We start from the raw sequence: 11,330 nt of genomic DNA, 5'->3' as shown, positions 1-11,330 counted from the left end.
GGATTCAACGCATCATGCGGGAACGGAGTGGAGGCTAGCCGAGGGGGTCGAGGACCTTCTCTTCGCGCGTTTCCACGTCGGTGTGAACTTCCATCTTCTTGCGGGGCAGGAAGAACGCCGGGATCAGCGTCAAGGCAACCAGGATGGTCGCAATGATGAACGTGTCACCGTAGGTTGAGGCGATGTCTGCCAGGGTGCTCTGTCCGGCCTGGCCGACGGCGACCGGGTCCTTGACGTTGACGCCGTTCTCGACCATCGCGTTCATCGTCTTCTCCGGGTCGCCACCGGCCTGCATCATGGCCCGCGACAGCGGCAGCAGCATCGTGGTGAAGATGACCGTGATGACTGCGGTACCGACCGACGAGGCCGTCTGCTGGATGGCGTTCATCAGCGTTGACCCGTCAGCGATCTCCGACGGTCGCACGGTTGCGAGCGCTGCCGACATGATCGGCATCATCGTCATACCCATACCGAGGCCCTGGATGAGGAGCGCGCCGCACAGGTACCAGTACGAGGTGTCCGTACCGAGGGAAATGAACATTCCGACGCCGATAGCGATCAGGACCAGGCCGACGAGGACAAACTTGCCGGGACCGATCTTGTCGGTCATCTTGCCTGCAATCGGCATCGTCAACATGGCACCCAAGCCCTGCGGTGCCAGCAGCAGACCCGCCATCAGCGTCGTCTCGCCGCGAACCACGATGAAGTACTGCGGGTACAGCAGTGATGCACCGAAGAAGGCGATCGCGAACAGCGACATGGTGATGATGGCGATGCGGAGGGTCGGGTTGCGGAACAGGCGAAGGTCGAGCAACGGGTGCTTGGCGCGGAGGGCATGCCACACGAACGTGGCAATCAGTGCGGCACCAATGATCATCGGAATGTAGACGCGCGGGGCGTTGAACGTGCGTTCGTCGGCGCTGGAGGAAACACCGAACAGGAACAGCGCCAGGCCGGGCGACAGCATCAACAGGCCGGGGATATCGATCTTCTTACCGGGTTCTTGATCGTCGCCGGGCAGCGCCATGAATGCGTAGACCAGCGCGATGATGCCGATCGGCACGTTGATGAGGAACACCCAGTGCCACGAAGCGATCTCGATGAGCCAGCCGCCGAGGATCGGTCCCATAATGGGGCCCAGCAGCATCGGGATGCCGAGGACTGCCATGACCGAACCGACGCGCTCAGGTCCGGCAGCGCGGGTCATGATCATCATGCCGATGGGCATCAGCAAACCGCCGCCGAAGCCCTGGATCACGCGGAACGCGACGAGCGAACCGATGTTCCAGGCCAACGCACACAGGACGGAGCCGATGAGGAACAGCACCAACGACGCCATGTAGACGCGTTTGGTACCGAACCGTGAAGCGGCCCAACTGGAAACCGGAATCACGGCGGCCAGGGCCAGCGTGTAACCGGTCATGGACCAGGCTGCACCTGCAGCGGAGGTATCGAACGTCGACATGAAGGTCGGCTGCGCGACGGCGACGACGGTGACGTCGAGGATCGACATGATGGCGCCCAGCACCACAACGCCAGCGACGACAAAGACGTCCCGCCCCAGCTTGGTGCTATCGACTCCCGGTGGGGAGGAGGTCATAGGGTTCTCGTTTCGTGAAGGATCAAAATCGGTGATGGGGATTACCGCGAAAGTGTGGAGGGGGCCTTTGCGATGCATTCGACAGCAGAGTTCAGAGCCGAAGTAATTCGGCCCCGAATGTCACTGGGGATTTCGGCTACGATCTCGGCGACTTCGGTGTCCCGAATCCGGAACTGATTGGCGATTAGTTCGCGTCCGGTTTCGGAGATCGACAGGCGCTTAACCCGACGGTCGGATTCGTCTTCCCGCCGGGTGATGAGATTGATAGCCACGAGTCGGTCGGCGCCGCGACCGGCCGCAGCAAGCGACAGTCCGACGGCGTCAGCCAACTCGTTCACTGACAGATCGTGTTCGCTGCGGGACAGGACCATCAGCATGCGGAGCTGCGAGAGGGTCATGTCGGTAGCGGCTACGCGGTCGACGGTGCTACAGGAGGCCCGATCCGCGACTTGCTCGAAAAACGACACCAGCGCACTGGTGCAGGACTCGACGGAGGTCTTAGTTTCGGACACTCGAAAGAACTTACGCCCACGCAATAATTGCTGCAACGCAACAACTGGTGAGTTCGCTCACCGACGTTTAGCATGTGGGACATGGGTCACTCCAACATTAAAAACATCCCCGTCCGTGCTCTCGATGGCGGCGACTTTCGCCTCGCCGATCTGACCGGTCCGCTCCTGGTGGTCAACGTCGCCTCCAAGTGCGGTCTCACCCCGCAATACGCAGCCCTCGAACAGCTGCAGAAGGATTACGGACCCAAGGGTCTCACCGTGGTGGGCGTCCCGTCGAACCAATTTATGGGCCAGGAACCCGGCACCCCGGAAGAGATCGCCACCTTCTGTTCCACCACCTACGGCGTCACCTTCCCGCTGCTGGAGAAGACTGACGTCAACGGCGACAACCGTCACCCCCTCTATGCGGCACTCACCGAAACCCCCGACGCCGACGGCGAAGCTGGCGATATCACCTGGAATTTCGAGAAGTTCCTCGTCGCCGCAGACGGCACTGTCGCCGCACGCTTCCGTCCCCGCACAGAACCGGACGCTCCAGAAGTGATCACGGCCATTGAGGCAGCCATCAATACCGGCGCGTAGTCCAGGTACAGTAAAAGGCGTGTTCGTTCGGCCCACTCGGGCCGAATTTGATGACCATCTGTTTTAAGGAGCAGTGCGGCTAATGGCGCGTGTAGTGGTCGATGTGATGCCCAAGGCCGAGATTCTGGACCCGCAGGGCCAGGCCATCGTCGGCGCATTGGGTCGCCTGGGGTTCTCGGGTGTCTCAGATGTCCGGCAGGGCAAGCGTTTTGAGCTGGAAGTTGACGGCAGCGTCGACGACGCCACGCTGGAGCGAATCGCTGAAGAACTCCTGACCAATACGGTCATCGAGAACTTCAACGTCTCGCGAGTCTCGGAGTAAGGGCGTCATGACTGCTCGTATTGGAGTCATTACCTTCCCCGGAACCCTCGACGATGTCGACGCCAGCCGCGCGGTTAACACCGCGGGCGGCGAAGCCGTCAGCCTTTGGCATGGTGACGCTGATCTCAAGGGTGTCGACGCGGTCATCGTTCCGGGTGGCTTCTCGTACGGCGACTACCTGCGCGCCGGCGCGATCGCCAGCTTTGCTCCCGCCATGCGCGAAGTAGTGGCCGCTGCCGAACGTGGCATGCCGGTCCTCGGTATCTGTAACGGCTTCCAGATCCTTTGCGAAGCTGGACTGCTTCCCGGTGCATTGACCCGCAACGAGGGACTGCACTTCATTTGCCGCGACGAGTGGCTGCGGGTGGAATCGAACACCACCGCGTGGACTTCCCGCTACGAATTGGGTGCCGAGATTCTGATCCCGCTCAAGTCGGGTGAAGGACGCTACGTGGCCTCGGAGGAAACCCTCGCGGAACTCAAGGGCGAGGGTCGCATTGCGTTCACCTACGCCGGAGACAACCCGAACGGTTCGTCGCTCGACATCGCCGGAATCTCCAGCGCCAATGGTCGTGTCGTCGGCTTGATGCCGCACCCGGAGCACGCGACGGAGGCCCTCACCGGCCCGAGCGATGATGGTCTTGGGTTCTTCTACTCGGCGCTGGACTCGGTGCTCGCGGCCGTCTGATGACGGTAACCACTTCCGCATCGGCTGCGGGTCTGGCGGAATTTATCGACGCCTCGCCGTCACCGTTTCACGTCTGTGCGACGGTCGCGGCCGAACTCGATGGTGCGGGCTACACGCGGTTGTCGGAGACTGAGGCTTGGGCCGGTGCCGCGGCAGGACGCCACTATGTGGTCCGAGGCGGATCGATCATCGCCTGGAACGCCGAATCGTCCTCGGACGCTTCGCGTTTCCGCATAGTCGGTGGTCACACCGATAGTCCGAACCTTCGGGTCAAGCAGCACCCCGATCGCTCGAGCGCTGGCCTCGCAACCGTTGCTCTAGAACCGTACGGCGGCGCCTGGCTGAACTCGTGGCTCGACCGCGACCTCGGATTGTCGGGCCGCTTGGCCTACGACGACGCGGGCACGGTCGCGTTCAAACTGGTGCGGATCAACGAGCCGATCCTTCGGGTTCCGCAGTTGGCGATACACCTGTCCGAAGATCGCAAGGGTGTCACGTTGAACCCGCAGCGGCACGTCGACGCCATTCGAGGGGTGGGCGACGCCGATCCGCTGCTGGATTACGTGGCCGATCATGTGGGGATCAATCCGACGGCAGTTCTCGGATGGGAACTGATGACCCACGACGTTGCGCCGTCGCAGATCATTGGTGCTGCGGGCGATTTGCTCAGCGCACCCCGCCTGGATAATCAGGGAACCTGCTATGCGGGTTTGCGGGCGCTGCTCGATGCGGAGCCTTCGGGCGCAGTCACGATGCTGGCCCTCTTCGATCATGAAGAGGTCGGTTCGGGTTCCGAGCGCGGAGCGTCGTCGGACTTTTTGGTCACGGTGTGCGAGCGCATCCTTGCCGCGACCGGCGGCAACCGTGACGACTTCTTGCGCACCATGGCCGCGAGCATCTGTGTTTCCGGCGACATGGCGCATGCGACGCACCCGAACTATTCCGACCGGCACGAGCCGTCGCACCACATTGCGGTCAACGGTGGTCCGGTGTTGAAGGTGAACCAGAACTTGCGGTATGCCTCCGACGCGATCGGTGAGGCCGAGTTCGCGCTGGCCTGCCGCGACGCAGAAGTGCCGCTACAGCGGTACATTCACCGCGCCGACCTGCCATGCGGTTCCACGATTGGCCCGCTGACGGCCACTCGGACCGGCTTGCTGACCGTCGATGTCGGTGCCCCGCAACTCGCTATGCACAGTGCTCGCGAACTGATGGGCACCGACGACGTCCCGATGTACTCGGCGGCCCTGGCCGCGTTCCTGCGACGCTGACGACAAGCCGAGACGTTGAGCGGCTTCCCCTACGTGAGTGCAGCCTTGACGACCTCGATGAATCCGGTGCTGGGCTTGCCTCGCAGGTCGGCGAGGTCTGTTGAATCCGACGCGAGTGCACCGCGGGCGGCCGACGCATCGGAGTTTGCGAGGGTCGCGGCAAAACCGTCGGGAACGCCTGCCGCCACGAGTCCGGCCGCGTAGTCGGCTTCCGGTAGGTCCTGATAGCTGACGGGTCGGCCGCTGGCGGTCGCGAAGGCTCCGGCAATGTCGGCGTAGGTCAGTGACTCGTCACCAACAAGTTCATAAATTGCGCCGGCCGGGGCCTCGAGGAGTGCTACGGCAGCGGCGTCGGCGTAGTCGGCGCGCGCAGCCGGATTGACGACGGCGGTGCCGCCGCTGCCAGCGAAGACGCCGGTGTCGATGGCCGGTGCCAGCGACTGCACATAGTTCTCCGAGTACCAACCGTTGCGCAGCAGGACGGTGTCGATACCGGTGCTGGCGAGTAGCTTTTCGGTTTGCAGGTGCTCGTCAGCAAGCAGCATTTCCGTGCTGTCGGCGCGGAGGATGCTGGTGTAGGCGATGAGACGGACACCAGCTGTCTGCGCGGCTTTGATGACGTTGCTGTGCTGGGGGAAGCGTTGTCCCACTTCAGATCCGGAGACGAGTAGGAGCTTGTCGACGCCAGTCAAAGCTGCCTCAAGTGCGGCCAGATCGGCGTAGTCGGCCACGCGGACTTCCACGCCCGCGTCGCGGAGCGCGCCCGCCTTGGCTTCCTCGCGCACGATCGCCACGATGTCGGCGGGATTGGTGCCGCGTTCGATCAAAGCGCGAATTGCCCCGCCGCCGAGGCCGCCGGTGGCACCTGTCACTGCGTAGGTAGTCATGGGATCCCTTTCGTCTTGGTGACCACGAAACGGCCACTTTCACAACATAATGCACTTACTAAAAGTAATGTGCAATGGTTTCAGTCAGTGCAGGTAAGTCTGTGGGTAAAATGCTGGTATGCCGGAAGCCCAGCCGCTTGAGAACGACGTCGACCCCACCCTTGAGGCCGACGTCTTCTCGCGGAACTGCGCCTCGCGCGGAATCTTGCAGAACGTCACCAGTCGCTGGGGTCTGCTAGCGCTGGTTGCGCTCCTCGATGGAGAGCTGCGCTTCAATGCACTGCGCCGTCGGGTCGACGGTGTCAGTGAGCGAATGCTGTCGGTGACGCTGCAGTCGCTGGAGCGCGACGGATACGTGAATCGTGAGATGTTGCAGGCGATTCCGCCTCGCGTGGAATACTCCCTGACCGAAATGGGACGGCAGGTTGCACAGCAGTTGACGACCTTGATCGACCTCGTTGAAGGACACGTACCCGCGGTCGGCGATGCGCGCGAAGCCTACGACGGCCATCACGAGTAGGTAACTTGATTGCTTGCCGCATCACCGGGCGGCGAGCAACTCGAATCCCGTAGCTTTACCGCTACCACCGTTAACCATCAGAAGGGCTCATCCAGTGGGCACAGTGCTTGGTGATCTATTGCCATCCGCGATCGGCGTCGCCGTTTCGCCAGTACCGATTATCGCGGCCATCCTCATGCTGTTGGGGAAGCATGCACGGACGACGAGCCTGGGCTTCGCGGCCGGTTGGCTGGTCGGAATCGTCGCCGCCGTAGTGGTTTTCGTCTTCGTCGGTGGTGCCATGAATACCGACGACGGCCCATCGTCGACAGTCTCCTGGACCAAACTCGTCCTCGGCGTTTTGCTTCTGGCGCTTGGCGTTCGGGATTGGCGTTCGCGGTCTGCCGCCGCCGCCGAGCCTAAATGGATGGCCGCGATCGACGAGATGAAGGTGCCCGCAGGTTTCGGTATCGGCTTCTTACTGGCTGCGGTGAATCCGAAGAACTTGATGCTGTGCATCGCGGCGGGCGTCACGATCGGCTCGGCCGCGCTCAGCACCGGGGAGTCGATCGTTGGCGTTGCGGTGTTTTCGGTGATCGCCGCAATTAGCGTCGTCGGACCGGTGATCGCCTACCAGGTTGCGTCGACCAAACTCGCCGGCCCCCTGGCTTCCCTCAAGGTGTGGCTGCAGGCCAACAACCAGGCCGTGATGGCCATTCTGTTCCTAGTTCTCGGCGTCTCGTTGTTCGGCAAGGGGCTTGGCGGTCTGTTCTAGACAACAGCACGATCAAGGACGGTTAGTTCGGCTCCAGCGCCGTGAGTGTGCTGCCCTGGCGAAGTGTCAGATAGCCGTCGACGTCTTCGACGGCACCGAGGACGCTTCGCGTCCACGCCTGCTGGCCGGAATTAATGTCGATGGCGGTGATCTGGTTGGGATTGGCGAATACCGCAGTCTGGGTGGAGGCGCCGACGCAATTTGCAGCATCGAGGTTGGCATCGGGCTGGTCCAGTGCGGGCGGGGCCATTGAGCCGCGGCGGGTGCCGTCGGCCAGATCGAAGAACACCCGCGAGCGGTCCTTGCGTGCCACCGACAGGATTGGGCCGCACGGACGTGCATTGGCCTTCGATACTTCGGGATCACCGAGCTGCCACAGGGCGTCGCCGGTGGCCGGATCGACGACCTCATAGTGTCCGGTCGCGAGCAAACTATCCGGGCCAGCGGGTGCGATTACCGGGAACGTGGACGGTCCGCGCACCACTCCCATACCTTGGGCGATCCCCGCTGGCTCGGCAGACACCTTGCCCGATGTGACGGGATAGAAGCTCACCGACTCATGGGCGTACGTCGAACTGGTTACCGCCAGGCCACCATCGAACACATCGATCGAACATTGCGAACAGGACACCTGATCCGATCCGTCAGTCGGATCCACGACGAAGTGGGCGTCGTCGGAGGTGTCCACAATCAACAGGCCGTGCTGCGCGCGTACCTTCGCGGCACCGGCAAAGGTTCGGCTCCAGGCAGTGTGACCCGCGGCATCGCGCAGACTGACCTGGTAGCCGGTCTGGTTGACGTGGACGAACTTATTGCCGAATCCCAGCAGTGAACTGGTGTCATCGCCGTCGGCAGTTCGCGTCGCCTCCCCGCTGTCACGGTCGACGAGGTAGAAGCCGTTGTCGCGGCTGTCGAGGCCGGTTCGGACGGCGCACCCGATCTGGCGGGCGTCGTTCACGGCGCACGCGCCGAACCCGGCGTCGATCGGTTGATCCCACTGCGGGTTGCCGGTGCGCGCATCCACCAGTTGGTAGCGGTGCTTGATTCCCGCCGTATACGAGATGAGCCAGTCGTCATCACTGCTGGCAGCGACCCGCACGGCCCCCTCTCCGTTGGCATTGGGTAGAACGGCATCGTCGAGCGTCCACGCTTCTGCGGGCTCGGCACTGTACGACTTCAACACCCCGTTCGCGTCGGCCCCGTCGAGCGCGGTGGGCGCGCCCCACATGACGATTCCGGCGGTCGCCACCAACGCGAGCGATCCGAGAGCGGCAACCGCGGCCATCCCACCGGGAATATGTCCCCGGCGATTGCGAGACCGGCGCGGTGACGACGTTTGTGGCGACATGCAGAACAGTCAACCACGGGCCGAAAAACGCACGATTGCGCGACGTTCGCTCAGGGCGTACGAGGTCGGGAACATTGCCGTTGAGCGCGGCGTTATCAACCACAGAACCCCCACGCAGCCGCGGGCCCCCGCCCGAGGACTGGTGTAACCATCGCACTGTCACCAGGGACCACTAGACTGGAGGCAGGGCTGGTCGCCAAGCACGTCACACTGTCGTGGCAGCGGCCGGGGCGCAAGCTATAGAGGGAGAACAATGTTCGAACGGTTCACCGACCGCGCACGCCGGGTTGTCGTCCTGGCGCAGGAAGAAGCGCGGATGCTCAACCACAACTACATCGGCACCGAGCACATCCTGCTGGGACTGATTCACGAGGGCGAAGGCGTTGCCGCCAAGGCCCTCGAGTCTCTCGGGATTTCACTCGAGGCCGTCCGTAGCCAGGTTGAGGAAATCATCGGTCAGGGCCAGCAGGCCCCGTCCGGTCATATCCCGTTTACTCCGCGCGCCAAAAAGGTGCTGGAGCTGAGCCTGCGCGAAGCGCTGCAGCTCGGTCACAACTACATCGGTACCGAGCACATCCTGCTCGGCCTGATCCGCGAAGGCGAAGGCGTCGCGGCACAGGTGCTGGTCAAGCTCGGGGCGGACCTGAACAAGGTGCGCCAGCAGGTCATCCAGTTGCTGTCCGGATACCAGGGCAAGGAGCCAGCCGAGGCTGGAACCGGGGCCCGGTCGTCCGAGTCCGGCACCCCGTCGACGTCGCTGGTCCTCGACCAGTTCGGTCGAAATCTCACAGCCGCGGCGGCCGAGGGCAAACTCGATCCCGTCATCGGTCGCGAGAAAGAGATCGAGCGGGTCATGCAGGTCCTGAGCCGCCGCACCAAGAACAACCCGGTGCTGATCGGCGAGCCCGGCGTCGGCAAGACTGCCGTCGTGGAAGGCCTGGCGCAGGCGATCGTCAACAACGATGTCCCTGAGACGCTCAAGGACAAGCAGTTGTACACGCTCGACCTCGGCTCGCTGGTTGCGGGCAGCCGCTACCGCGGTGACTTCGAAGAGCGACTCAAGAAGGTCCTCAAGGAGATCAACACCCGCGGCGACATCATCCTGTTCATCGATGAGCTCCACCAGCTCGTCGGTGCCGGTGCCGCCGAAGGCGCCATCGACGCTGCCAGCATCCTGAAGCCGAAGCTGGCTCGTGGCGAGCTGCAGACCATCGGCGCCACCACTCTCGACGAGTACCGCAAGTACATCGAGAAGGATGCTGCGCTGGAACGCCGTTTCCAGCCGGTCCAGGTCGGCGAGCCGTCGGTGGAACACACCATCGAGATCCTCAAGGGTCTGCGCGATCGCTACGAGCAGCACCACAAGGTCTCGATCACCGACGGTGCCCTCGCTGCTGCGGCGACCCTCGCTGATCGCTACATCAACGACCGCTTCCTGCCGGACAAGGCCATCGACCTCATCGATGAGGCCGGTGCCCGGATGCGTATCCGTCGCATGACTGCACCGCCAGACCTGCGTGAATTCGACGATCGCATCGCCGATGCACGCAAGGAGAAGGAATCGGCGATCGACGCCCAGGACTTCGAGAAGGCTGCCAGCCTCCGCGACAAGGAGAAGCAGCTCGTCGCAGAGCGCGCTGAGCGTGAGAAGCAGTGGCGTGATGGCGACCTCGATGTGGTCGCTGAGGTCAATGACGAGGAGATCGCCGAAGTCCTCGGTAACTGGACCGGTATCCCGGTGTTCAAGCTGACCGAGGAAGAGACCACGCGGCTGCTCCGCATGGAAGATGAACTGCACAAGCGGATCATCGGCCAGGAAGATGCCGTCGCTGCCGTCTCGCGGGCGATCCGTCGTACGCGTGCTGGCCTCAAGGATCCGAAGCGTCCGTCGGGCTCGTTCATCTTCGCCGGCCCGTCCGGTGTCGGTAAGACCGAGCTCAGCAAGGCGCTCGCGAACTTCCTGTTCGGCGAGGATGACGCGCTCATCCAGATCGACATGGGCGAGTTCCATGACCGCTTCACCGCGTCGCGCCTGTTCGGTGCGCCTCCCGGCTACGTCGGCTACGACGAAGGCGGGCAGCTCACGGAGAAGGTTCGCCGTAAGCCGTTCTCGGTGATCCTGTTCGACGAGGTTGAGAAGGCCCACCCGGAGATCTACAACACGCTGTTGCAGGTCCTCGAAGACGGTCGCCTCACCGACGGCCAGGGTCGCACGGTCGACTTCAAGAACACTGTCCTCATCTTCACCTCGAACTTGGGCACCAGAGATATCTCCAAGGCTGTTGGCATGGGCTTCAGCAAGGGTGACGGAACTGGCTCCAACTACGAGCGGATGAAGCAGAAGGTCAACGACGAGCTGAAGAAGCACTTCCGCCCCGAGTTCCTCAACCGTATCGACGACATCATCGTCTTCCACCAGTTGACGAAGGACGAGATTGTCCAGATGGTCGACCTGATGATCGGTCGCGTCGAGGCGCAGTTGAAGAACAAGGACATGGATCTGGAACTCACGCCTCAGGCAAAGAGCCTGCTGGCCAAGCGTGGTTTCGATCCGGTGCTCGGTGCTCGCCCGCTGCGTCGCACCATTCAGCGCGAGATCGAGGATCAGCTGTCGGAGAAGATCTTGTTCGACGAGATCAAGGCCGGCCAGATCATCTTGGTCGACGTTGAAGGCTGGGATGGCGAAGGTGACGGTGAGGACGCGAAGTTCACGTTCACCGGCACCGACCGTCCCCGCGTGGTCCCGGAAGCCGTTGAGCTGACGAAGGCCGCCGACGGCGACGCGAGCTAGCGTGCCGCGCGACTGACGCACTACCGACGCTGGCCGCCATCGGGAGCAATCCCGC

Annotated in this window: 11 protein-coding genes; 7 read left to right on the top strand and 4 right to left on the bottom strand. The window is 62.9% G+C overall.

Annotation, left to right across the window (positions count from 1 at the left end; translation table 11 throughout):
- Positions 1 to 34: 34 nt before the first annotated feature.
- Positions 35 to 1,600, bottom strand: a complete 1,566-nt coding sequence (locus tag WBA38_RS10650) for a DHA2 family efflux MFS transporter permease subunit (protein ID WP_424322667.1) — start codon at positions 1,598 to 1,600, stop codon at positions 35 to 37.
- 41 nt (positions 1,601 to 1,641) lie between these two features.
- Positions 1,642 to 2,112, bottom strand: a complete 471-nt coding sequence (locus WBA38_RS10645; protein WP_424296390.1) for a MarR family winged helix-turn-helix transcriptional regulator — start codon at positions 2,110 to 2,112, stop codon at positions 1,642 to 1,644.
- A gap of 72 nt (positions 2,113 to 2,184) precedes the next feature.
- Here WBA38_RS10645 and WBA38_RS10640 point away from each other — a divergent pair, with 72 nt between their 5' ends.
- From WBA38_RS10640 to WBA38_RS10625, 4 genes are all read left to right on the top strand, one after another.
- On the top strand, positions 2,185 to 2,694 hold the full coding sequence (locus WBA38_RS10640; RefSeq protein WP_424322666.1) for a glutathione peroxidase: 510 nt from the start codon (positions 2,185 to 2,187) through the stop codon (positions 2,692 to 2,694).
- Positions 2,695 to 2,776: 82 nt separating this feature from the next.
- Positions 2,777 to 3,016, top strand: coding sequence for a phosphoribosylformylglycinamidine synthase subunit PurS (gene purS, locus WBA38_RS10635; protein WP_424296386.1), 240 nt, complete (start codon positions 2,777 to 2,779; stop codon positions 3,014 to 3,016).
- Between the two features lie 7 nt (positions 3,017 to 3,023).
- Positions 3,024 to 3,704, top strand: coding sequence for a phosphoribosylformylglycinamidine synthase subunit PurQ (gene purQ, locus WBA38_RS10630; protein ID WP_424296384.1), 681 nt, complete (start codon positions 3,024 to 3,026; stop codon positions 3,702 to 3,704).
- The gene (locus tag WBA38_RS10625) at positions 3,704 to 4,975 is read left to right on the top strand and encodes a M18 family aminopeptidase (RefSeq protein ID WP_424296382.1); all 1,272 of its coding nucleotides are present in this window, start codon (positions 3,704 to 3,706) and stop codon (positions 4,973 to 4,975) included. The genes purQ and WBA38_RS10625 overlap by 1 nt, the downstream gene beginning before the upstream one ends.
- A gap of 29 nt (positions 4,976 to 5,004) precedes the next feature.
- Here WBA38_RS10625 and WBA38_RS10620 read toward each other — a convergent pair whose 3' ends face one another.
- Positions 5,005 to 5,862 (bottom strand): NmrA family NAD(P)-binding protein, encoded by an 858-nt coding sequence (locus tag WBA38_RS10620; protein ID WP_424296381.1) that lies wholly within the window; start codon positions 5,860 to 5,862, stop codon positions 5,005 to 5,007.
- Positions 5,863 to 5,980: 118 nt separating this feature from the next.
- Here WBA38_RS10620 and WBA38_RS10615 point away from each other — a divergent pair, with 118 nt between their 5' ends.
- Positions 5,981 to 6,382, top strand: a complete 402-nt coding sequence (locus WBA38_RS10615) for a winged helix-turn-helix transcriptional regulator (protein WP_424296379.1) — start codon at positions 5,981 to 5,983, stop codon at positions 6,380 to 6,382.
- 94 nt (positions 6,383 to 6,476) lie between these two features.
- Positions 6,477 to 7,136 carry a GAP family protein gene (locus tag WBA38_RS10610; RefSeq protein WP_424296377.1) on the top strand — a complete coding sequence of 220 codons (660 nt, stop codon included), beginning with the start codon at positions 6,477 to 6,479 and terminating at the stop codon, positions 7,134 to 7,136.
- 22 nt (positions 7,137 to 7,158) lie between these two features.
- On the opposite strand, the gene WBA38_RS10605 is transcribed toward WBA38_RS10610, so the two are convergent.
- Positions 7,159 to 8,421, bottom strand: coding sequence for a hypothetical protein (locus WBA38_RS10605; protein ID WP_424322665.1), 1,263 nt, complete (start codon positions 8,419 to 8,421; stop codon positions 7,159 to 7,161).
- A 316-nt stretch (positions 8,422 to 8,737) separates the two neighbouring features.
- On the opposite strand from WBA38_RS10605, the gene WBA38_RS10600 reads away from it, so the two are divergent.
- Entirely contained in the window at positions 8,738 to 11,275 is a 2,538-nt protein-coding gene (locus WBA38_RS10600; RefSeq protein WP_424294778.1) for an ATP-dependent Clp protease ATP-binding subunit, read from the top strand.
- Positions 11,276 to 11,330: the final 55 nt, after the last annotated feature.

The organism is Gordonia sp. (in: high G+C Gram-positive bacteria) (assembly GCF_049647785.1).
Lineage (GTDB): Bacteria > Actinomycetota > Actinomycetes > Mycobacteriales > Mycobacteriaceae > Gordonia.
Note: the sequence above shows the minus strand (reverse complement) of the source record. Positions and strands in the feature narration are given on the sequence as shown.

Bases quoted from the DNA above. Each gene is read 5' to 3' on its own strand.
- WBA38_RS10620 (WP_424296381.1), bottom strand. From the start codon at position 5,862: ATGACTACCTACGCAGTGACAGGTGCCACCGGCGGCCTCGGCGGCGGG.
- WBA38_RS10640 (WP_424322666.1), top strand. From the start codon at position 2,185: ATGTGGGACATGGGTCACTCCAACATTAAAAACATCCCCGTCCGTGCT.
- WBA38_RS10615 (WP_424296379.1), top strand. From the start codon at position 5,981: ATGCCGGAAGCCCAGCCGCTTGAGAACGACGTCGACCCCACCCTTGAG.
- purS (WP_424296386.1), top strand. From the start codon at position 2,777: ATGGCGCGTGTAGTGGTCGATGTGATGCCCAAGGCCGAGATTCTGGAC.
- WBA38_RS10600 (WP_424294778.1), top strand. From the start codon at position 8,738: ATGTTCGAACGGTTCACCGACCGCGCACGCCGGGTTGTCGTCCTGGCG.
- purQ (WP_424296384.1), top strand. From the start codon at position 3,024: ATGACTGCTCGTATTGGAGTCATTACCTTCCCCGGAACCCTCGACGAT.
- WBA38_RS10650 (WP_424322667.1), bottom strand. From the start codon at position 1,600: ATGACCTCCTCCCCACCGGGAGTCGATAGCACCAAGCTGGGGCGGGAC.
- WBA38_RS10625 (WP_424296382.1), top strand. From the start codon at position 3,704: ATGACGGTAACCACTTCCGCATCGGCTGCGGGTCTGGCGGAATTTATC.
- WBA38_RS10605 (WP_424322665.1), bottom strand. From the start codon at position 8,421: ATGGCCGCGGTTGCCGCTCTCGGATCGCTCGCGTTGGTGGCGACCGCC.